Consider the following 18,965-nt stretch of genomic DNA (forward strand, 5'->3'; position numbering starts at 1 on the left):
CGGTTTGCGGCTGGCTTGCCCCGCCGCATGTGGCTCGGCGCTCTCCTGGAGAGCGCAATCCACGATACAGGAGACGAGCCGCCTTCCGATTAACGAGCGACCATAATGTCTAGGGTTATCACTTGTAAAACGTGTGGTATCCCCAGAAAACCGCGATGACCAGCACGACCAGCATCCAGGACCAGCGTGAATTCGAAAGGCCTCGCGCTTCTGGTTCGGGAGGCGGGGGAGGGGGCGCGATCCGGGGCTGTGCCGCCATGTGGTCGATGAAGGACGCGAAGAACTTCTCGATGATCTTCTCGCCGGCCTTCAAGAGAACGCCTTCCCCGCATTCGCCCAGCTTGCCGCCCGCCATGCCCGCCACCGTGTAGGCCACGCGGGTGCCTTGGTCCTTGGTGGTCAGGTTGACCTGCGCCGTGCCGATCGCCAGGCAGGCGGCGCGCCCCTTGCCTTCGAACACCAGCGTGCAGCTGTCGGGGGCGTTCATGTCGGAGAGCAGGATCTCGCCTTCGTAGTCGGTGTCGATGCCGGCGATCTTGGCGCGCAGCGTGACCGCATATTCGGTCGGACTGCGCATGGCGACTTCGACACACCCGGGAATGCATTTCTGTAACACTCGCGGGTCGGTCAACGCATCCCATGTCTGGTGCTGCGTCGAAGGAATCCATTGGGCATCGGCAATGCGCATGGCTGTCTCCTTGTAGAAACGCTTTATGTGCATTCTGTGCCCAAAAGGCGGGTTTGGCTATCTCGGGGACAAAACCCTGCCGGGCCAGGCGGTCAATCGTGGTTGTCGCGGTCCTGCCGGTCACCTGCCAGCAGCGAGATCCAGTGCCGAGTGGATTGGTCGTGCGACGGCGCCTGCGGTTCGCCATGGAGTTCGCGCAGGATGCCGCTGGCCATCTTCTTGCCGGCTTCGACACCCCATTGGTCGAAAGGGTTGATGCCCCAGACCAGCGCTTGCACGAAGACCTTGTGCTCGTAAAGCGCGAGCAAGGCGCCGAGCGCCTCGGGCGTCAGGCGTGGAAGCACGATCAACGTCGAGGGCCGGCCGCCCTGATGGTGGCGGTGGCGGGCAAGCCATTGCGCATCGGCTTCCGGCATACCTTGCGCCTTCAGCGCCGCCTCATCCGCGTCGATCGATGTGCCCCGCAGCAACGTCTGGCGCTGCGCGAGGCAATTGGCCAGCAGCATGGCGTGTTCCTCGACCCATTGATGGTCGGCTTCGCGGCACATGATGAAATCGACCGCCGCGCCGTCCGTGCCTTGGTGCAGCCACTGGAAGAACGTGTGCTGCCCGTCCGTGCCCGGCATGCCCCAGACCGAAGGACCGGTGGGCACGCCCACGGGCCGGCCGGCAATATCCACGGATTTGCCGAGCGACTCCATGTCGAGCTGCTGCAGATAGGGGGCCAGGTATTGCAGGCGGGCGTCGTAGGCGGCAATGCTCAGTGAGCCGTAGCCGAGCACGCTGCGGTTGGCGATGCCGGCCAGCGCGAGCTGCACCGGGGCGTTGTCGGCGATGTCGGCCTGGGCGAAGTGGTCGTCCATCGCGGCGGCGCCGGCGCGGATGCCCTCGATCACGTCCAGGCCCACGGCCAGCGCAACCGGCAGGCCGACTGCCGACCAAAGCGAGTAGCGGCCCCCCACCCAGTCCCAGAACTGGAAGGTCTGGTTTTCGGGAATGCCGATCTTGGCCGCCGCCGCCGGCTTGGCAGTGATGGCGACCACATGGTCGTAAGGATTCTCTATGCCCGCATCGGCCAGCCACTGCACCGCGCGCCGCAGGTTCGCCAGCGTCTCGGCCGTCGTGAACGACTTGGACGTCACCACCACAAGCGTTTCGCGGGGGTCCATGCCCAGGACTGCGTCCTCGATCGCGTGGCCGTCGATATTGGCGACGAACTTGAGGTCACGGCGGCAGCCGTAGCCACCGCACGCGTCTGTGGCCAGGCGCACGCCCCAGTCGCTGCCGCCGATGCCGATATGGATGATGGACTTCCATTTGCGGTGCGCATCGGCGTCCTGCACGAAGTCGCGCACGCGCTGGTGTTCGTGGGCGACTTCCGCGATAGGCTGACGCGCGCGCAGCATCGTGTGCCACGCAGCCCGATCCTCGGTCATGTTGACAGGCTCGCCCGCCAGCAAGGCCTTGCGCGCGGTGTCGAAGCCGCGTGCGTGAAGCAGGGCGGCGCCGGCCTGCCGCGCGGCGGGCGAGTCGACATGCGCGCTCAAGTCAACGGTCAGGTCGGCAGCCTGCACGAGGTGCAGCGCGTCAGTACAAAACGCGCCTTCCAGGACGGCTTCGGAAAATGCCTTCCATTCGGGCAGTTGCAGCAGGCTTGCGTGTTCAGCGGGCTTGAAAGGGTGCATATTCTTGGGAATGCGTCTTGGTGCTGGAGTCGAGGCAGCGGGTCGCCCGAATCGTCGCCCGAACTTTCTTGCCGTTGGGAAAGGTCCGCAGTTTAGCTGTTTGGCTAGTGTCTATGCGCGCCCCATTTTTTTTGTGCGCAACGTATCCGTTCATTTGTAAACCTGTCTGTCTTAAGTTCATTACACAAATGCGTCTGACGCTACAATTCGCCTAACTTTTTAGGCGCCCTTCCATGCTGTACGTCCTCGTAGCGTTCCTGGTTTCGCTCATTTCGACCTTGCTGATCGTTCGCTACCGCGCCTGGCACGATGGACTGACGGCCGATCACGATCTTGAAGGGGTGCAGAAGTACCATGCAGTCCCCGTGCCGCGCATCGGCGGCTTGTCCCTGCTTGTTGCTTCCGGCGTGACTTGCGCGTTGGTCGCCGTGCGCGAACCCGATGTACTCCCGAATCTGGTTCTTTTGCTTGCGGCAGGCATGCCCGCTTTTCTTGGCGGATTTGCCGAGGACCTGACGAAAAGAGTGAGAGTGCTTGTCCGGCTGGGACTTGCGATGCTCTCGGGTGCTGCAGCGTTTTATCTATTGGGCGCTGAAGTGACGCGTGTCGACATTATCGGCGTGGACTGGCTGCTGCAATTCGGGGTGATTTCGCTGGTATTTACTTCCGTCGCCATCGGCGGCGCCGCCAATGCGATAAACATTATCGACGGATATAACGGCTTGGCCGCCGTGGTGTCCGCAATGATATTGGCGGGTTTTGCGTACGTATCGTTTTACCTGGGTGACCGCTTCCTTCTGATTGTTGCCCTGAGCACCTTGGGCGCCGTCATCGGCTTCCTGGTCTGGAATTTTCCGCACGGCCATATTTTCCTTGGTGATGGTGGCGCATATCTCCTCGGATTCATCATCGGTGAACTGTCCGTATTGATGCTCGCGCGGCATCCCTACGTCTCCGCCTGGTTCCCCCTGCTGTTGTGCATCTATCCGGTGTTCGAGACGCTCTTCTCCATCTACCGCAAGAAATTCCTCCGGGGGCGCTCGCCAGGCGCGCCGGATGGCGTGCACTTGCATATGCTGATCTACAAACGCCTGGTCCGCTGGGCCATCGGTTCGCGTGAAATGCGGCATCAGACGCAACGTAATTCAATGACGTCGCCGTACCTGTGGCTGCTCTCGTCGCTGGCAGTTATCCCCGCGGTGCTTTTTTGGCAGAATCCCTGGCTGCTGATGCTGTTTACAGGCATTTTCTCGACGACGTATGTCGTGTTGTACCGCCGCCTGGTTTTGTTCCGAATGCCAAAGTGGATGATCTTGAAGAAAAAGAAGCGGTCATAATCCCGATTTGGTGTTCTGCCCCAGCTTGCCCGGAACGGCACGACAAAGGATGCGCTGGCGTGCGCAGCAATTGCCATTGTTGATGTAAAGTTCCGGCTGCGTTGATCGGTGTCTGCTCTCATCGGGTCGAGCGCGGCTCCCTGCACCAATCCTTGTCCATGCCCACACGAATTCTCATCGTTCGCACGTCCTCCCTGGGCGACCTTGTCCACATGCTGCCTGCGATCACGGATATCGCCCGGCATGTGCCGGACGCGCAGATCGACTGGGTCGTCGAGGAAGCCTTCGCCGAGATCCCGTCGTGGCATCCCGCCGTCAACGAAATCATCAAGGTCGCGCACCGGCGCTGGCGTAAGTCGTGGTGGTCTGCCCAAGTGCGCGCCGAGCGGCGCGCGCTGCGCGAGCGCCTGCGGGCCGTGCGCTACGACGTGGTCCTGGACATGCAGGCCCTGCTGAAATCGGCGTGGCTGGTGCGTCAGACGCAGGGCGTCAAGCATGGGCTGGACTGGCGGTCCGCGCGCGAGCCGCTGGCCTCGCTGTTCTACAACGTGCGTCATCGCGTCGAATTTTGGCAGCCCGCGGTGATCCGTCAGCGCAAGCTGGCCGGGCTGACGTTCGGCTATCAGCATGCCGGCTTGCCCGATTTTGGCTTGCAGGCGTTTGCGCGCCAGGCGACCCAGGCGCCCGAGCCGGTCGTCGAAGTCGGCAGCGGCGGTCTGAACGCCGCCGAGCTGCCGCGGCTGCATCATCTGGACACTGACCGCGGCTATGCGGTGATCATGCCGTCGGCCAGCCGTGACGACAAACTGTGGCCCGAGGAAGACTGGCGCGTGGTGTTCCGCCGCCTGCGCGAGGCCGGCTGCACGCTGAAGCTGCTGGCCGGCAACGACCAGGAAGCCGAGCGCGCCCAGCTGCTGGTGGCCGGCATGGAGGGGGCCGAGGTCATGCCCCGCATGGATCTGTCCGCCGTGGCCAAGCTGCTGGCCGGCGCCCGCCTGATGGTGGGCCTGGACAGCGGCCTGACGCACCTCTCAGCCGCGCTGGGCCGTCCCACGATCGGCATCTACCGGGCCTCGACGCCCGTGCGCACCCCCCTGGTCGGGTCCAACTACACCGCCAGCCTGGGCGACCGCGGCGCCTCGCCGTCGCGCGAGGCCGTCATGGCGTCGGTCGAGCAGGCGCTCGCCGCGCAGTGACATGAACCGCGGCGTCTACACGCTGGGGCTTCGGGCGCTCGCGCCGCTGATCTGGCTATGGATGGCCCGCCGCGCCAAGCGCGCCGGGGGCCGCTGGGAAATCTTCTCTCCCGAACGCTTTGGGCGCCCTGATCCGGCCACCGTGCTGCCGGACAACCCGGTCTGGATGCATGCCGTCAGTCTGGGCGAGACGCGAGCCGCGCTGCCGCTCTTGAACGCACTGCTGGCGCGCGGCCTGCCGGTGTTGCTCACGCACACGACGGCGACCGGCCGCGCGGAGGGCGAGCGCCTGTTCAAGGATGCCATCGCGCGGGGGCAACTGCGGCAGGCATGGCTGCCCTACGATTTTCCGGGCGCGACCCGCCGCTTCCTGGCGGCGCACCGGCCGCGCTGCGGCCTCTTGATGGAACGCGAGATCTGGCCCAACCTGCTGGCCGCCGCGCGGCAGGCGCGGGTGCCCATGGCGCTGGTCAGCGCGCGTTATTCCGCGTCGTCGCTGCGCCAGGCGCGCCGGATGGGCCGCGTGATGCGCGAGGCCCTGGCCGGGCTGGACATGGTGTTGGCGCAGACGGCGGAAGATGCCGGGCGGCTCGCCGAGGCGGGTGCGCCGGCGGCGGTTGTGACCGGCAATCTCAAGTTCGATCTGGTGCTGCCGCCCGCTCAGGTAGAGGCGGGACGCGCGTGGCGGGCACAGCTCGGGCGCCAGGTGGTTGCGGTCGCCAGCACGCGCGAGGGTGAGGACGCGCCGTTCATCGAGGCGATCAAACGTCAGGCAGCAGCGCGGGGCGCGCCGCTTTTTTTGTTGATCCCACGTCATCCCCAGCGCTTTGACGAAGCTGCGCGCCTGCTGTCGGACGCGAAATTCGGTTTTGTGCGCCGTTCGGAAGGCACGCTTGCGCCACCGGACGCCGCCGTGCTGCTTGGGGATTCGCTGGGCGAGATGGCGTTTTATTACGCAGCTTCGGATGTGGCGATCGTGGCGGGCAGCTTTGCGCCGCTGGGTGGCCAGAACCTGATCGAAGCCTGCGCGGCGGGCGTGCCCGTCATCGTCGGGCCGCACACGTTCAATTTCAAGCAGGCGGCGGAAGACGCCATCGAGGCCGGCGCCGCGCTGCGCGCCGAGGATCCGGCGCAGGCGGTGCACGCGGCAATCGCGCTGCTGCGGGACACGCCGCGCAGGCAGCTGGCGAGCAAGGCCGCGAGGGCTTGGTTCGACCAGCATGCGGGCGCCACCGGGCGGACGATGGATGCGTTGGGACCCTGGCTGGACGGAGCGGCGCCGGGCCGTTAAGGCGTTTTACGCGGCGCCAACGTCACCGCGCCCGGATTCAATTCCTGGCTGAATCGCCGCCCATCGCGGCCTTCGTCTTCGGGCCGGGCGCCCAGCCAGCCTTGTCCCAGCGCATAGACGCCCAGGTTCGCCAACAGGATCAGGATAAAGAGCACGCGCATGCCGGACCTTCGTCAGGGAGTGGTGTTCAAGGTGGCGCGCGCCACGGCGGCCAATCCGTCCAGGACCGGGTGGTCCAGGTAAACGGGAACCGGCGTGGCGCCGAAGGCCCCGCCCGCGTCAGCCAGCAGCCGTTCGATTTCCTGGTGGACTTCGGGCCAGCCGCCGCCGGCCGCGTAGATCTGCGGGGTCTGGCCGTAGCGCTGGCGGCCCGCCAGCCATTGGCGCACGACCGCGCCGGCCTGCGCAGCGGCGATGCCGGAGGCGATGGCCTCGTGCGTGTCGGTGGGATAGGGCACGACCTGGCCGTTGGCGATGGGGAGGTTGGCCGTGCCGTGGGCAAGCGACGTGCGCATCATGGCCGGGCCGGGCAGGATCAGGCCGCCCGCAAAGACGTTGTCCGGTCCGACGGTGTCGATGGTGGTGGCGGTGCCGAAGCTGGCCAGCACGAACGGCGGGTGAGTGCCGGGCAGGCGCGACAGCACGCCGAGCAGCGAGGCCCAGCGGTCGGCGCCCAGCTGCGTGGGCGTGCGATAGCTGTTGACCAGGCCCAGCGTCGTTGCCTGCGAAGGCGACCAGTTGACGGTGCAGCCGTGCTTTTGCAGGATGGTCGCGATGGCGTCGCCGCGCGCCGCGCCAGCGACATTCACGCCCAGCGCGCGCCGCGGCGGCCGGGGCAGGGCGGCAAGCCAGTCATCCAGCGCGTTCAGGTCCAGGCCGTCGAAGGCGACGGCCGCGGGCTCGCGCGGCATGTCCGGATTGGTGGCGTCCAGCCAACCCACTTTGAGGCGGCTGTTGCCGGAGTCGATGAGAATAATCATGCTTGGCGTCGAATCGAAATTTCACCGACCGAGATCGGTGTGGCGCCCTCGGGCGTTTGCACCAGCAGGCGGCCTTGCTCGTCCACGCCACAGGCGGTGCCGCTTAAAAGAATAGCGCCCTTGTCCAGCACGTTCACCTTGCGGCCCGCGAGCGCGTCCACCTGGTCGAAGCGCTGTCGGAATGCGCCGAAGCCGTCGCGTTCCAGCGTGCGGACCGCCTCGTGCCACGCCGCGGCGCTGGCGCAGATCAGGTCTGCAGCCACGGCGGCGCGGTCTGCACCGGCCTGCACCTGCGTCCAGTCCGCAATCTCGCGGCCCAGCGCCAGCGACAGTTCGGCCGCATCGGCAAGATTGACGCCCATGCCGATCACCACGGTGTAGCCGGTGTCGCGGCCGCCCGGATTGCGGGTGGTCTCGACGAGGATGCCCGCCAGCTTGGCGTCGTGCCATTGAATGTCGTTGGACCATTTCATGCACAGGCCATGCGAACCCGGCCCGGCGACGGTGCGCAGCGCTTCGCAGGCGGCCACGCCGGCAAGCGGCGATAGTGCCGCCAGCTGCATGGCGGGCAGGTGCACGTCAAAGGCGCACGAGAACATCAGCGTGGAGCCCGAGCGGTTCTGCCACGGGCGGCCCGCGCGGCCGCGGCCGGCATCCTGCTGATGCGTGCCCAAGAGCCAGGGCTTGCCCGCGCCGGCACCGGTGCGCGCGCGCGCCAGCAGGTCGGCATTGGTCGATCCGGTGCTGCCGGTCCAGGTGACGTCCTGGAAGGCGGGCAGGCGCTGCGCCAGCGTCCGGGCAAGCGTTTCCGGGGCGGGGAGGTCGATGGGGCAAACGGGGGCGGGCATGGCCGCGATTGTAGGGCACGCGGGCCGCGCTCGCGGCCGCAGCCCCCCTGCGTTTATGATTGGCGATACATTTTTGCATCCGCACCCCGACGACATGCCGCATTCCGCATTGCTTGCGACCGCCGCCGCGCCTTTCCGCCATGAAGGCGGGGTCTGCCACGTCGGCGGCGACTGGAGCGTCCTGGCGCTGGCCGAGTCGGGCGAAGTGGAACGCAGACGCGCGGCGCTCGCGCGGGCGGCCAAGGAAGGCGCGCGCTGGGACATGCACGCGATCCATCGGCTGGACACGATCGGCGCGCTGATCATCTGGCAGGCGTGGGGTGAAAAGCTCCCCGAGCGCGTGCGCTGGGGCGCGGGGCAGCAGGACGTCTTCAACGCGCTGGCGATGAACAAGGGCGAGACGCCCGCGCCCGCCGCCAAGCCCGAAACCTGGACATGGGTGCGCGCCATGGGCGGTGCGATCCTGCGGGCCGCTGAGAACGGCAAGGCGCTGCTCATCATGCTGGGCCAACTGGTGCTGGACGTGGGCGCCATGCTGCGCCGGCCCTGGCTGGGCCCGTGGCGCGAAATCTCCGCGCAGGTGTACCGGACCGGCGCTCAGGCGCTGGGCATCACGGCGCTGGTGGGCTTTCTGATCGGCGTGGTGCTGTCCTACCTGTCGGCGCAGCAGCTGCAGATGTTCGGCGCAGACCGCTTCATCGTGCGTCTTCTGGGCGTGTCCATCGTGCGCGAGCTGGGCCCCGTGCTGGCGGCCATTCTGGTGGCCGGGCGTTCGGGGTCTGCGATCACGGCGCAGATCGGCGTGATGCGGGTCACACAGGAACTGGACGCCATGCTGGTCATGGGCATTTCGCACGGCCAGCGGCTGATCCTGCCGCGCGTGGTGGCGCTGGCGATCACGATGCCGCTGCTGGTGCTGTGGACCAGCGCGATGGCGCTGCTGGGCGGCATGCTGGCGGCGCAGGCGCAACTGGGCGTGTCCGCGCAGTGGTTCCTGCAGTCGCTGCCTGATGCGATCACGCTGACCAATTACTGGATCGGCATGCTGAAGGGCGTGACCTTCGGCATCCTGATCGCGCTCATCGCCTGCCATTTCGGCCTGCGCATCCAACCCAACACCGAAAGCCTCGGCCGCGGCACCACTACGTCGGTGGTTACGTCGATCACGGGCGTGATTCTGCTGGATGCGGTGTACGCGGTCATTTTCAGTTCGGTGGGCATCTGATGAACAACGCCACGCAGAATCGGCTGTTCACCGAAGAGGGCGTGACCGTCGAGCCGGTCATTACCGTGCGCGGCCTGCGAACCGCGTTTGGCGACCATGTCGTGCACGACAATCTGGACCTGACGGTGTTTCCGGGCGAGATCCTGGTGCTGGTCGGCGGTTCGGGCACGGGCAAGACGGTGCTGCTGCGGCAGATCATCGGACTGGACGTGCCGGCGGCAGGCACGGTGAAGGTGCTGGGTCACACGCTGTCGGAATTGACGGCGGGAGAGCGCCGGCGCCTGTCATACCGCTGGGGCATGCTGTTTCAGGCGGGCGCGCTGTTCTCGGCGCTGTCGGTGTTCGACAATGTGGCGCTGCCCTTGCGCGAACTGCGCACGGTGCCGGAAGACCTGGTGCGCGACGTCGTCATGTGCCGGTTGGCCATGGTGGGCCTGTCGTCGCGCGATGCGGACAAGCGCCCGTCGGACCTGTCGGGCGGCATGGTCAAGCGCGTAGCGCTGGCGCGCGCGCTATCGCTGGACCCGGAATTGCTGTTCCTTGATGAGCCCACGGCCGGGCTCGATCCGCTGCGGTCCGACGAATTCGTGGACCTGGTGCGCAGCCTGCACCGGCAGCTTGGCTTTACCGTCGTCATGGTGACGCACGACCTGGACACGCTGCTGGCGCTGGCCACGCGCGTGGCCGTGCTGGCCGAGAAGCGGGTGATCATTTGCGACACGGTGCCTGAAGTCCTGAAGTTCGATCACCCGTTCATACATACATTCTTCCTGGGCGAGCGCGGTCTGCGCGCGCTGGGAGATCTGGCACCGAAGGGAATGCACCATGGAAAACCGTAGTCATGCGCTCATGGCCGGTATCTTCACGCTGGTCCTGCTGGCTGCCGCGACGTTGACGGCCATCTGGATTGGCCGCGACCGGACGCAACTGCAGCCATACGAAATCATCTCGGCCACGGCCGTCACCGGCCTGAACCCGCAATCGGCCGTGCGCTATCAGGGCGTGCCCGTGGGCCGCGTGCAGTCGCTGGCGCTCAATCCCAACAAGCCCGGGCAGGTGCGCATCCGCATCGGTGTGGCGCCCAACACGCCGATCACCGAATCGACGTGGGCCGAGCTGGGCGTGCAGGGCGTGACCGGCATGGCCAACGTGGACCTGCGCGACGACGGCTCGTCGCTCAAGCGCCTGACCTCCACCGCCGAGCATCCGGCGGCCATTCCGCTGCGTCCGGGCTTTCTGGACCGCATCGAAAAGCGCGGTGACCAGCTGATCTCCAACGTCGAAGTCGCGACCGAACAATTGAAGCGCGTGCTGAGCGAACAGAACGTGCAGGCGCTCACGGCCAGCCTGCAGAACGCCAACGACATCTCGCTGTCCCTGAAGGAAGCCAGCCGCGACCTCGCGCCCACGCTGGCCAAGCTGGGTCCGCTGATGGATTCGCTGAACAGCACGTCGCGTCAGGCCGACCGCGCCGCGCGCGAGATCGGCGACCTGGCCCAGCAGGCCCGTCAGTCGCTGGCGCGCCTGAATGCGCCCGACGGCCCGCTGGCGGTTGCCACGCGCAGCCTGAACGACATCGCCCTGGCCGCCGCGCGGCTGGACGGCGAGACCCTGCCGGCCTTCACCACCATGGCGAACGACGTCAGCACGGCCGCGCGTGGCGCCGCCATCACCCTGCGCCGTGTGGACAACACGCCGCAATCGTTCCTGTTCGGTCCCCCGCCCATCGCGCCGGGACCCGGCGAACCCGGTTTTGCCGGATTCCGGAGATAGACCTCATGAAGATGCGCAGCGCCATTCTGATTCTGACCCTGGCCCTTGCGGGATGCAGCATCGGCCGCGTGGACGCGCCGCCCACGCTGTTCGACTTGGGGCTGGACGCGCGGCCCGTGCCGGCCTTGCCGGCCCGCGATCCGATCGCGCTGACGTTCCAATCGGCCCCCGGTCTGACCGACACTGGCATGATCTGGCGCGTGGGCGACAGCGCCGCGCCGCGTTCCTATGCCACGTACCGCTGGGCCGCGTCGCCCGCCGACCTCGTCCGGCAGCGCATCACCGACCGCCTGTCGCGCCAAGGCGCGGTGCTGAGTGACCGCGTCACGTTGCAGACGCCGCAGTTGCAGGTCTCGCTGGCGCAGTTCGAGCAGGTTTTCTCCGAAGACGGCCAGTCGAGCCAGGGACGCGTCCTGCTGCAGGCGGTGCTGCTGGATGGGCGCAACGTCGTGGACCAGAAGCGCATTCTGGTGGCCGCGCCCGCGCCCACGCAGGATGCCGAAGGGGGCGTCGCGGCGCTGCGCCAGGCCACCGACGAGGCGAGCGATCAGCTCGCGCAATGGCTTGCCGCCACCTTGCGGCCGCCCGCCGCAGCCGCCTCGCGCGGAAAGTAGCGTCAGCTCGCGCCGCTGCGCGCCGGTTGCGGTCAACCGGCATTTCGCCGGGCGGGCCGGGCGGTTAACATCGTTTCTTTTTTCCGCACGTTGAGTTCCGCCATGTCCGCACGCACTGAAACCCACGCTTTCACCGGCGCCGCCGGCCGCATCGATTGCGCCATCGACTGGCCCGCCGACACGCCGCGCGGCTGGGCGCTGGTGCTGCATCCGCATCCGCTGCAGGGCGGCGCGCGCGAAAACAAGGTGGTCACGACCCTGTCGCGCGCCTGCGTGCAGCACGGCCTGGTGGCGGTGCGCCCCAACTTCCGCGGCGTCGGCCAATCGGAAGGCACGTTCGACAAGTCCGTCGGCGAGACGCAGGACATGCTGGCCGTGGTCGCGCAGATGCGCGAACTGCACCCCGAACTGGCGCAGGCGCCGTGGGTGCTGGCGGGCTTTTCGTTCGGCACCGCCGTTGCCGCGCAAACCTACGCCGCGCTGGCCGATGCGGGCGAAGCCGTGCTGCCGTCGGCGCTGATGCTGATGGGCCCGGCCGTCAACCGCTTTCAGTCGCACGAAGTGCAGGTGCCCGACGACACGCTGCTGGTGCACGGCGAAGAAGACGAAGTGGTGCCGCTGTCCGAAGCCATGGACTGGGCGCGGCCGCGTTCGATTCCGGTGGTGGTGGTGCCGGGCGCCTCGCATTTCTTCCACGGCAAGCTGCTCGTGCTGCGCCAGCTGGTGCAGGCCCGTTTGAAGGTTGCGCTGGACTGATCCGGCCTCCTGGCAGTTCGCAGGTTGCATCAGGTTGCATGTTTTAGGCGCGCAGGGAACCCCACGCGGCCGGGATGGGTCTGATCGACTGCCTATAATTGTCAGCCACTTGCCCCGCGCCGGCGGGCGTCATTCCTGGACCCACGTTGCCGATGAAGAAATTGCCTCACTCCGCTCAATCCCCCGTTGTCTTTACCCGTCGCATCATTTCAGGCGCGGTGTTGTCAGCGATGCTGGCGGCCTCCCTGCCAGCTTGGGCGCAGCAGGCGCCAGCCGCACCCGCCGCCGCGCCGGCCGCGACGGCACCGGCTCCGTCGCCGACCGGCGCGGTGCCCGTCGGCGACGTCTCGGCCGTCCCGGCGCCCACCATCGCGGCCAAGGCCTGGATCGTCGTCGACGTGAACAGCGGCCAGACGCTGGCCGCTTCCAATCCCGACATGAAGGTCGAGCCGGCCTCGCTCACCAAGATCATGACGGCTTACGTCGTGTTCAACGCACTGGAAGAAAAGCGCCTGACGCTGGAGCAGACCGTGCCGGTGTCCGAGCACGCCTGGCGCACGGGCGGTTCGCGCATGTTCATCGAACCGCGCAAGCCGGTCACGGTGGACGAACTGAACCAGGGCATGATCGTGCAATCGGGCAACGACGCCTCGGTGGCCCTGGCCGAAGCCGTGGGCGGCAGCGAGTCCGCCTTTGCCGCGCTGATGAACCAGGAAGCCGATCGCCTGGGCATGAAGAACACGCACTTCATGAATGCCACGGGTCTGCCTGATCCGCAGCACATGACCTCCACGCGCGATCTGGCCACGCTGTCCGCGCACCTGATCACCGATCACCCGGACTTCTTCCACTACTACAAGCAGAAGAGCTACACCTACAACAAGATTACGCAGCCCAACCGCAACCGCCTGCTGTGGGCCGATCCGTCGGTGGACGGCATGAAGACCGGTCACACGGATTCGGCCGGCTACTGCCTAGTGTCGACGGCCGTGCGCGGTGATCGCCGCATCCTGGTGGTCGTGGTGGGCACCGACAGCGAAGCGACGCGCGCCGAAGAAAGCCTCAAGCTCCTGAACTGGAGCTTCCAGAACTTCGACACGGTCAAGCTGTTCGACAAGAGCCAGCCCGGCATCGACGCCCGCGTCTGGGAAGGCACCGCCGAAAACGTCAAGCTCGGTCCGCCCAACCCGGTGTCCATCGCCGTGCCGCGCGGCAAGGCGGGTGAATTGAAGCCGGTCGCGCAGCGCACCGATCCGCTCATCGCGCCGCTGGCCAAGGGCCAGCAGGTCGGCACGCTGCAATTCACGCTGGACGGCAAGGTGCTGCGCACCGAACCGCTGGTGGTGCAGGACGCCGTCGAACGTGCCGGCTTCTTTGGCCGCATGGTCGACACCGTCAAGCGCTGGTTCCAGTAAATCGGCGCCCCGCGGCCGCAGCCGCGGGTGTAAGCTAGCAGCGGGCGTTTCGTGCGCGAAACGCCCGTTTTGCATTCTTCGGGGGCGAGCCGCGCGGCTCGTCCCTGTTCCATTTCAAATTCAGGAGTGCCTCATGATTCCGGGCGTGCCGGGCGAAAGCCAGGTGTATCTCAACGGTGAATTCCTGCGCGTGGACGAGGCCAAGGTCTCCGTCCTGGACCGCGGCTTCATTTTCGGCGACGGCATCTACGAAGTCGTCCCCGTGTACCAAGGCAATGCGTTTCGCATGGCCGAACACCTCGACCGCCTTGATCGCAGCCTGGCTGCCTTGCGCATCGCGCCGCCGTTCGACCGCAGCGGGTGGATCGACCTGATCCAGCAGCTGCTCGACCGCTCCAACCTCGACACCTGCATCGTCTACCTGCAGGTGACGCGCGGCGTGGCCAAGCGCGACCATCCGTTCCCCATGCCGGCCGTCACGCCCACGGTGTTCGGCATGATCGCGCCCTGGTCCCCGCCGCCTGCCGCGCAGCGCGAACAAGGCCTGTCCGCCATCAGCATCCCCGACGAGCGCTGGCTGCACTGCGAGATCAAGTCCGTGTCCTTGCTGGGCAACGTGCTGGCCAAGCAGCAGGCCGTGGACGCCCACGTCGACGAGGTCCTGCAGTTCCGCGACGGCTACCTGACGGAAGGCGCGTCCACCAATATCTGGGTGGTCTCCGGCGGCAAGCTGCTGGCCCCGCCCAAGAACAACCTGATCCTCGAAGGCATCCGCTACGGCCTGATGGGCGAACTGGCCGCCGAGGCCGGCATCCCGTTCGAGTCGCGCCGGATCTCGCAAGAAGAGGTGGAGCAGGCCGACGAGCTGATGCTGTCGTCCGCTACCAAGGAAGTGCTGGCAATCGTGTCGCTGGACGGGAAACCCGTGGGTACGGGCAAGCCCGGCCCTGTTTTTGAGCAATTGCGTGCGGGTTATGATGCCCGCATCGCCGCGCTGTAGTCCTGGCGCGGGGCGGCCTGCCTGCAATGCATGCCGGCCGGCCGCCCGCCCCAACGGCGCCCGCCGGCACTTGCCGGCACGCCGCGTGCCCCCATATAAGAACATTCAGGGGCAACTCTTTTTAGGCACATCATGAACATTCCGCCCGAAGATTCTTTGATCGAATACCCCAGCGACTTTCCCATCAAGGTCATGGGCAAGCAGCATCCCGAGTTTGCGCAGACGCTGACCGAGGTCGTGCTGCAGTTCGATCCCGGGTTCGACGCCGCGACGGTGGAAATGCGCCCCAGCAAGGGCGGCAACTACCTCGGCCTGACCTTCACGGTGCGCGCCACCTCGCGCGAGCAGCTGGATGCGCTGTACCGGGCGCTGCATGGCCACCCCATGGTGTCCATCGTCCTGTAAGGCAAGACCGCTGTGATCAAGTGGCTCGCGCAACCGGCGGACTATCTGCCGGTCTGGCAGGACATGCAGGCGTACACCAGCCAGCGCGACGACAACACGCCGGATGAAATCTGGCTGTGCGAGCATCCGCCGATCTACACGCTGGGCCAGGCGGGCCTGCCGGAACACGTGCTCAATCCCGGCAACATTCCCATCGTGCATTGCGACCGCGGCGGCCAGGTGACTTATCACGGCCCCGGCCAGGTCATGGCCTACGCGCTGTTCGACCTGCGCCGCGCCGACATGTACGTGAAGGAATACGTGGCGCTGCTGGAATCGGCCGTCATCGACACGCTCGAGCAGTTGGGTGTGGACGGGGCCTGTCGCAAGCCCGGCGCGCCGGGCGTCTATGTGCCGCATCCCGAAGGCGGCGAGCTGGCCAAGATCGCCGCGCTGGGCATCAAGATCCGCAACGGCCGCGCGTACCATGGCGTGTCGCTGAACGTCGAGATGGATCTGGCGCCGTTCCTGGGCATCAATCCCTGTGGCTACGAAGGCTTGCGCACCGTCGACATGGCGGCCTGTGGCGTGCGGCGCACGCCCACCGAGACGGGCGATGCGCTGGCGCAGAATCTTGCGCACGCCTGGCAACGCCGAAGAAACCCAAATTGAAGACCTACACCGCGGCCGAGGTCGCCGCCACCACGCCCGAACAACTTGCCCGTCTGCGCGAATCCGGACCGCCAGAGGAATACGCCGCATGGATCCGCGCCGCCGCCGACCTGGGGCTGACCGAGGCGCAGACCATCTACGGACAGATGCTGCTGGACGGCGTGGGCGTCGAGCGCCAGCCCGCGGAGGGACTGGCCTGGTTCAAGCGTGCCGCGCACTCTGATCACCCCATGGCCATCAACATGGTGGGACGCTGCTATGAAAACGGCTGGGGCGTGGCGGCCGACGATACGGTCGCGGCGTACTGGTTCCGCCGCGCCGCCGACACGGGTCTGGATTGGGGGCTGTACAACTACGCGCACATGCTGCGCACGGGCCGGGGCGGCGTGACGCAGAACCAGGCCGCGGCGTTGGCCCTGTACCAGCAGGCCGCGCAGGCCGGCCACGTGAAGTCGATCGGCGTCGTGGGCCGTTATCACGAGGCCGGCGACGTGGTCCCGCAAGACCTGGAACGCGCGTTTGACTGCTACCGGCGCTGCGCCGAAGGCGGCGACTTCCGCGGCATGTTCCACCTGGGTCGGATGCTCTTGCTGCAAGGCAAGAAAGAGGAAGCCGTGCAATGGCTGGTCCGCGTCCCGGAAACCGCGACGCCCGCATTTTTGAAGGAAGCCAACGGCATGCTGCAGGACTGCGGCTTTCCGGCGCTGTACGAAGCGTAGACCAGCCTCACGCGCCTCAGGTGCTCAGGCGCGCATCGAACACCACTTCCATCATGTCGTGCTGCCCGGCGCCTCGTTCGCCGTCCAGCCGGTCCAGCAACAGCTGACCGGCCCGCCGGCCCAGCTCGGCGGCGTCCACGCCCAGCGTGGTCAGGCCCTGCACCCACTGCACCGCGCTGCCGTCGTCGGAAAACCCCAGCACCGCCAGATCCTGCGGTACCTGCAGATCGCGGTTGTGCGCCTCCGACACGGCGGCGGCCGCCAGCAGGTCGGACGTGCAGAACACCGCATCGAAGATCGTATTGGTGGCCAACAGGCGCAGGAACGCCATGCGGCCGTCGTTCATGTGCTGGACTTCCGGTTGGACGATGTCCGCAACCAGTTCCAGTCCCAACGCGGCGGCGCTGCTGATGAAGCCCTCTCGGCGGGCACGCTCCCACGGCGTGTCGGCGCTGATGCAGGCGACACGCGGATGGCGCTTTTCGGCCAGATGCCGCGCCGCCATGCGGCCGGCTTCGGCGTTGTCGATGGCGACCGCGCTGTCCAGCGTCTGCGGGCAGGCGATCCAGGTTTCGACGATGGGGACCTCCAGCGCGCTGAGGGCGGTGCGCAGGGTGGGCGTGTCCACGGGACCAATCACCAGGGCCGCCGCCGGTCGCAGCCCGTCCAGCAGGGCGAGGCCGGCGGGCTCGTGCCAGGGGCCGACGGACAGGTAGTAACCCGCTGACGCGACGCGTTCACTGCAGGCCTGCAAAGCGCGGGCGGTCGGGCCGGCATCGAGACGGGCGGCAATCACGGCGATTGGGGCGGGCGAGGGCAGGGAAGGCATGGCAAAGGCTGGAAATACGTCAGGCCAGACGATAACCCAGGGCTGATGGGGGCGCCGGACATACTGCAGCGGTTCCCCGGGCCGCCGGACGTTCCCGCATCGGATCGGGCCGCGAAGGGTAAAATGCCTGTTTTCTCCCAGACCCGGCCGTTCTGCGCGCCGGTCACGAAGGTGTCCCATGTCCACGCTCGCCGAGTCTCCTGTGCCCTCGAACGAATCCGCCGCCGCGCCCGCGGAAGCGGTCTACGACCCGACGCAAAAGCAGAAATCGCAGGCCAAGACGGCGCGCATTCCGATCAAGATCATTCCGGCCGAGCGCCTGAAGAAGCCTGAATGGATCCGCGTGAAGGCCGCCGCGCCCGGTTCACGCTTCTACGACATCAAGCGCATCCTGCGCGAGCACAACCTGCACACGGTCTGTGAAGAGGCCTCGTGCCCGAACATCGGCGAGTGCTTCGGCAAGGGCACGGCCACGTTCATGATCATGGGCGACAAGTGCACGCGCCGCTGCCCGTTCTGTGACGTGGGCCACGGCCGGCCCGACCCGCTGGACACCAAAGAGCCCGAAAACCTGGCGCGCACCATCGCCGCCATGAAGCTGTCCTACGTGGTGATCACCTCGGTCGACCGCGACGACCTGCGCGACGGCGGCGCCGGCCACTTCGTGGACTGCATCACGCATATCCGCGAACTGTCGCCCACCACCCGCATCGAGGTGCTGGTCCCCGACTTCCGCGGCCGTCTGGACCGCGCGCTGACCATCCTGAACGCGGGTCCCCCGGACGTCATGAACCACAACCTGGAAACCGTGCCGCGCCTGTACAAGCAGGCACGTCCGGGTTCGGACTACATGCACTCGCTGAAGCTGCTGGCCGAGTTCAAGAAGCTGCACCCGGAAGTGCCCACCAAGTCCGGCCTGATGCTGGGCCTGGGCGAGACCGACGAGGAAATCCTGCAGGTGATGCGGGATATGCGCGACCACAATGTCGACATGCTGACGATTGGCCAATATCTGCAGCCCTCGGAACACCACCTGCCGGTGCTGCGGTATGTGCATCCGGACACGTTCGCGATGTTCGAGCGTGAGGCTTACGCGATGGGGTTCTCGCATGCGGCGGTGGGCGCGATGGTGCGGTCGTCGTACCATGCGGACGAACAGGCGCATGCGGCTGGGGTGAATTGATTCGTCATTTGCCAATAGGTTGAGACAAGATGCTGTGCGGTTGCACTGCATCCGACTTCATATCGGGTGGGCTCCGTGGAAGTGACTAAGTCAACGTGACTCTTAACCCGCGCCTTTACGACGCATCGATGCATGGTTGCTCACGAGTCATTGCTCGTCGCTGTGCATCATTTCACCGCTGGTGGGGGTGTTGACATGGGGCGGGGTTGTTCAAAGTCGCATCGACCAGTCACAGCTTCGATTCATTTACAGTCACGAGATCCGTTAAACAGGGCAACGTAGTCTGCTGGGGTCAAGCACGAGGGCTGATGTATCAAATTTAATCCACCCCGAGGATGAAGTTGGCAAATTAATTGCCCAATACCCCGCT

At 66.6% G+C, this 18,965-nt stretch carries 20 protein-coding genes; 14 read left to right on the forward strand and 6 right to left on the reverse strand.

The genetic code is table 11. From position 1 onward, the window contains the following. Window positions 1-118 precede the first annotated feature (118 nt). Both HV681_RS21220 and pgi read right to left on the reverse strand, forming a co-directional pair. Entirely contained in the window at window positions 119-688 is a 570-nt protein-coding gene (locus HV681_RS21220) for an SRPBCC family protein (RefSeq protein WP_175124869.1), read from the reverse strand. A 92-nt stretch (window positions 689-780) separates the two neighbouring features. After that, a complete protein-coding gene (pgi, locus tag HV681_RS21225) occupies window positions 781-2,373 on the reverse strand; it encodes a glucose-6-phosphate isomerase (protein WP_175124870.1) in 1,593 nt (530 codons plus the stop codon). Window positions 2,374-2,606: 233 nt separating this feature from the next. Between pgi and HV681_RS21230 the strand changes: the two genes are divergently transcribed. The 3 genes from HV681_RS21230 to HV681_RS21240 all read left to right on the forward strand — a co-directional run bounded on the left by HV681_RS21230 (window position 2,607) and on the right by HV681_RS21240 (window position 6,197). Then, on the forward strand, window positions 2,607-3,710 hold the full coding sequence (locus tag HV681_RS21230; protein ID WP_175124871.1) for an MraY family glycosyltransferase: 1,104 nt from the start codon (window positions 2,607-2,609) through the stop codon (window positions 3,708-3,710). A gap of 158 nt (window positions 3,711-3,868) precedes the next feature. Next, the gene (gene waaC / locus HV681_RS21235; protein WP_175124872.1) at window positions 3,869-4,906 is read left to right on the forward strand and encodes a lipopolysaccharide heptosyltransferase I; all 1,038 of its coding nucleotides are present in this window, start codon (window positions 3,869-3,871) and stop codon (window positions 4,904-4,906) included. Window position 4,907: 1 nt separating this feature from the next. Then, on the forward strand, window positions 4,908-6,197 hold the full coding sequence (locus tag HV681_RS21240) for a 3-deoxy-D-manno-octulosonic acid transferase (protein WP_175124873.1): 1,290 nt from the start codon (window positions 4,908-4,910) through the stop codon (window positions 6,195-6,197). Here the strand turns inward: HV681_RS21240 and HV681_RS21245 are convergent. From HV681_RS21245 to HV681_RS21255, 3 genes are read right to left on the reverse strand one after another with little or no spacing between them, the layout of a single operon-like run. Then, on the reverse strand, window positions 6,194-6,358 hold the full coding sequence (locus HV681_RS21245) for a hypothetical protein (protein ID WP_175124874.1): 165 nt from the start codon (window positions 6,356-6,358) through the stop codon (window positions 6,194-6,196). The two genes, HV681_RS21240 and HV681_RS21245, sit on opposite strands and share 4 nt — an antisense overlap. 12 nt (window positions 6,359-6,370) lie before the next feature. Further along, window positions 6,371-7,177, reverse strand: a complete 807-nt coding sequence (locus HV681_RS21250) for a type III pantothenate kinase (protein ID WP_175124875.1) — start codon at window positions 7,175-7,177, stop codon at window positions 6,371-6,373. Beyond that, on the reverse strand, window positions 7,174-8,025 hold the full coding sequence (locus HV681_RS21255; RefSeq protein WP_175124876.1) for a biotin--[acetyl-CoA-carboxylase] ligase: 852 nt from the start codon (window positions 8,023-8,025) through the stop codon (window positions 7,174-7,176). The genes HV681_RS21250 and HV681_RS21255 overlap by 4 nt, the downstream gene beginning before the upstream one ends. Window positions 8,026-8,119: 94 nt before the next feature. On the opposite strand from HV681_RS21255, the gene HV681_RS21260 reads away from it, so the two are divergent. The 10 genes from HV681_RS21260 to HV681_RS21305 all read left to right on the forward strand — a co-directional run bounded on the left by HV681_RS21260 (window position 8,120) and on the right by HV681_RS21305 (window position 16,583). Continuing rightward, window positions 8,120-9,250 carry an MlaE family ABC transporter permease gene (locus HV681_RS21260; RefSeq protein WP_175124994.1) on the forward strand — a complete coding sequence of 377 codons (1,131 nt, stop codon included), beginning with the start codon at window positions 8,120-8,122 and terminating at the stop codon, window positions 9,248-9,250. Then, window positions 9,250-10,089 carry an ABC transporter ATP-binding protein gene (locus HV681_RS21265; protein ID WP_175124877.1) on the forward strand — a complete coding sequence of 280 codons (840 nt, stop codon included), beginning with the start codon at window positions 9,250-9,252 and terminating at the stop codon, window positions 10,087-10,089. Before HV681_RS21260 ends, HV681_RS21265 begins: the two co-directional genes overlap by 1 nt. Continuing rightward, the gene (locus tag HV681_RS21270) at window positions 10,076-11,023 is read left to right on the forward strand and encodes an MlaD family protein (RefSeq protein ID WP_175124878.1); all 948 of its coding nucleotides are present in this window, start codon (window positions 10,076-10,078) and stop codon (window positions 11,021-11,023) included. Before HV681_RS21265 ends, HV681_RS21270 begins: the two co-directional genes overlap by 14 nt. Before the next feature lie 5 nt (window positions 11,024-11,028). Then, window positions 11,029-11,637: an ABC-type transport auxiliary lipoprotein family protein gene (locus HV681_RS21275; protein ID WP_175124879.1), complete on the forward strand. Its 609-nt coding sequence runs from the start codon at window positions 11,029-11,031 to the stop codon at window positions 11,635-11,637. A 102-nt stretch (window positions 11,638-11,739) separates the two neighbouring features. After that, a complete protein-coding gene (locus tag HV681_RS21280; protein ID WP_175124880.1) occupies window positions 11,740-12,393 on the forward strand; it encodes an alpha/beta hydrolase in 654 nt (217 codons plus the stop codon). Window positions 12,394-12,545: 152 nt separating this feature from the next. Then, the gene (locus HV681_RS21285) at window positions 12,546-13,808 is read left to right on the forward strand and encodes a D-alanyl-D-alanine carboxypeptidase family protein (RefSeq protein ID WP_175124881.1); all 1,263 of its coding nucleotides are present in this window, start codon (window positions 12,546-12,548) and stop codon (window positions 13,806-13,808) included. A 133-nt stretch (window positions 13,809-13,941) separates the two neighbouring features. Next, window positions 13,942-14,808 (forward strand): D-amino acid aminotransferase, encoded by an 867-nt coding sequence (locus HV681_RS21290; protein WP_175124882.1) that lies wholly within the window; start codon window positions 13,942-13,944, stop codon window positions 14,806-14,808. A gap of 129 nt (window positions 14,809-14,937) precedes the next feature. Further along, complete coding sequence (locus HV681_RS21295) at window positions 14,938-15,213, forward strand: YbeD family protein (protein ID WP_175124995.1); 276 nt, start codon at window positions 14,938-14,940, stop codon at window positions 15,211-15,213. A 12-nt stretch (window positions 15,214-15,225) separates the two neighbouring features. Further along, window positions 15,226-15,864, forward strand: a complete 639-nt coding sequence (gene lipB, locus HV681_RS21300) for a lipoyl(octanoyl) transferase LipB (protein WP_175124883.1) — start codon at window positions 15,226-15,228, stop codon at window positions 15,862-15,864. Further along, window positions 15,861-16,583, forward strand: coding sequence for a tetratricopeptide repeat protein (locus HV681_RS21305; protein WP_175124884.1), 723 nt, complete (start codon window positions 15,861-15,863; stop codon window positions 16,581-16,583). Before lipB ends, HV681_RS21305 begins: the two co-directional genes overlap by 4 nt. A 16-nt stretch (window positions 16,584-16,599) precedes the next feature. Here the strand turns inward: HV681_RS21305 and HV681_RS21310 are convergent, their stop codons facing one another. Then, a complete protein-coding gene (locus tag HV681_RS21310; RefSeq protein WP_175124885.1) occupies window positions 16,600-17,412 on the reverse strand; it encodes a substrate-binding domain-containing protein in 813 nt (270 codons plus the stop codon). Window positions 17,413-17,590: 178 nt separating this feature from the next. Here HV681_RS21310 and lipA point away from each other — a divergent pair, with 178 nt between their 5' ends. After that, window positions 17,591-18,595, forward strand: coding sequence for a lipoyl synthase (gene lipA, locus HV681_RS21315; protein ID WP_175124886.1), 1,005 nt, complete (start codon window positions 17,591-17,593; stop codon window positions 18,593-18,595). Window positions 18,596-18,965 lie beyond the last annotated feature (370 nt).

The organism is Achromobacter animicus, from assembly GCF_902859585.1.
GTDB lineage: Bacteria > Pseudomonadota > Gammaproteobacteria > Burkholderiales > Burkholderiaceae_B > Achromobacter > Achromobacter animicus.